Annotated in this window: 1 protein-coding gene and 2 rRNA genes (1 of these 3 cut by a window edge); all 3 read right to left on the reverse strand. The window is 52.9% G+C overall.

Going from position 1 to position 2500, the window contains the following annotated elements; all coding sequences use genetic code 11:
- The coding region (locus tag V6D20_22190; GenBank protein ID HEY9818495.1) for a hypothetical protein at window positions 1-482 on the reverse strand (482 nt) is incomplete at its 3' end.
- A 156-nt stretch (window positions 483-638) separates the two neighbouring features.
- Window positions 639-755 (reverse strand): 5S ribosomal RNA (rrf, locus tag V6D20_22195).
- 93 nt (window positions 756-848) lie between these two features.
- Window positions 849-2500 (reverse strand): 23S ribosomal RNA (locus V6D20_22200) (it continues 1130 nt past the right edge of the window).

The following is a 2500-nucleotide window of genomic DNA, read 5'->3' on the forward strand; positions in this document are numbered from 1 at the left end:
TAACGAGAGAACATAATTTCTCCTGTCGCTACCGGATAAATCACCCCAGGTCGAGCGCGATCGCCATCATGCATCACCTCCCACGGCAGAGCCAGCACATCCGTTCCCTTAAGGCCTAACCGTAAACGCAAATAGGTATTACGGTGATTGGCAATCCCCTGAGCAATCACCCAACTATCTCGAAGACTGCCTGTAAATAAAGCTTGGTAGAGTTGATGCCCAAGATGCAGCAAGCCCGACGACGAGGAATGGGCCACCCCGGTCTCTTGAAGATCCTGTGACTCTGACGCATCACTGGATAACAAACCCAACAAAGGACTCACCATACAGCGCTGAGCCTGCCGCATCCATACATCGATAGGCCACGTTACCTGCTCCTCCGCCAAGGGCACGCCCGGGGATACCTTTTCTGTGCGAACAAGGTACTGATGCGCTCCGATGGGAGTCAGGGAAATCTGAAATTCTTGAATGTCTTGAACCACGGCTACGCTGTCCCTCAAGATGAGCAACCCAGAGCACTGCCACAGAGCTCCATGCTACAGTCAACACCTTAATCGTAAACGGTCACCGAAAGTGATTCCAAGATTAACAAAACACCCCCTCTACCACATGGGTAGAGGGGGTGTTTTTAATAATAGCCCTGGCACCGAGCTATTTTTCCAGGGGGCTACCCCCCAAGTATCTTCGCCGCTGCAGCGTTTCACAACCGAGTTCGGGATGGGTCGGAGTGGTTCCACCGCGCCATAGGCACCAGGAATAGATTGTTCTATAAGGAACGGAATGTCCCCTTAACGTTTACATAGTGAGTTTCTGCTGTAGATGTTCCAATCATCTTTCGTCTAGCCTTTGAGGTCAAGCCCTCGGTCTATTAGTACTCCTCAGCTTCACATGTTGCCACGCTTCCACTTAGAGCCTATCAACGGGTGTTCTTCCCGTGACCTTACTGGGTTAACCCCATGAGAGCACTCATCTTGAGGTGGGCTTCCCACTTAGATGCTTTCAGCGGTTATCCGCTCCGCACTTGGCTACCCTGCGTTTACCGTTGGCACGATAACAGGTACACCAGAGGTGCGTTCTTCCCGGTCCTCTCGTACTAGGGAAGACTCCTCTCAATGCTCTTACGCCTGCACCGGATATGGACCGAACTGTCTCACGACGTTCTGAACCCAGCTCACGTACCGCTTTAATGGGCGAACAGCCCAACCCTTGGGACGTACTACCGCCCCAGGTTGCGATGAGCCGACATCGAGGTGCCAAACCTCCCCGTCGATGTGAACTCTTGGGGGAGATCAGCCTGTTATCCCTAGAGTAACTTTTATCCGTTGAGCGACGGCCCTTCCACTCAGTGCCGTCGGATCACTAAAACCGACTTTCGTCCCTGCTCGACTTGTTGGTCTCACAGTCAAGCTCCCTTCTGCCTTTACACTCTGCGGCTGATTTCCAACCAGCCTGAGGGAACCTTTGCGCGCCTCCGTTACCATTTAGGAGGCGACCGCCCCAGTCAAACTGCCCACCTGACACTGTCCCTTTGGTTAGAATTCTAGCCCTGCTAGAGTGGTATCTCACTGACGGCTCCTCATCCCCCACAAGGAATGTCTCTTAGCCTCCCACCTATCCTGCGCAAGCAGAGCCCGAACCCAATGCCAGGCTACAGTAAAGCTTCATAGGGTCTTTCTGTCCAGGTGCAGGTAGTCCGTATCTTCACAGACAATCCTATTTCGCCGAGCCTCTCTCCGAGACAGCTCCCAGATCGTTACGCCTTTCGTGCGGGTCGGAACTTACCCGACAAGGAATTTCGCTACCTTAGGACCGTTATAGTTACGGCCGCCGTTCACCGGGGCTTCGGTCGCTAGCTTCATCCGAAGACTGACCAACTTCCTTAACCTTCCGGCACTGGGCAGGCGTCAGCCCCTATACATCCTCTTTCGAGTTCGCAGAGACCTGTGTTTTTGGTAAACAGTCGCCTGGGACTCTTCACTGCGACCCACGTCTTAGGTGGGCACCCCTTCTCCCGAAGTTACGGGGCCATTTTGCCGAGTTCCTTAGAGAGAGTTATCTCGCGCCCCTTAGTATCCTCAACTCACCTACCTGTGTCGGTTTAGGGTACGGGTACACATCGTTCATCACATATAAAGCTTTTCTTGGCACTACTCTTCACCATGCAGGGGTCGTAACCCCCTCCCAATCCATTAAGGGTATGGCTATCCATCATGCGTCACTCTATATGCTCCCGATATATAGTCAGGGAATATTAACCCTATGTCCATCGACTACGCCCTTCGGCTTCGCCTTAGGTCCCGACTAACCCTCCGCGGACGAGCCTTCCGGAGGAATCCTTAGGTTTTTGGGGCATGTGATTCTCACACATGTTTTCGCTACTCAAGCCGACATTCTCACTTCTGCCTCGTCCACATCTGCTTACGCTAATGCTTCTCACTACTGCAGAACGCTCCCCTACCACTTGTATTACAAGTCCACAGCTTCGGTAGGATGCTTAGCC

It is taken from the genome of Candidatus Obscuribacterales bacterium (assembly GCA_036703605.1).
Taxonomy (GTDB): domain Bacteria; phylum Cyanobacteriota; class Cyanobacteriia; order RECH01; family RECH01; genus RECH01.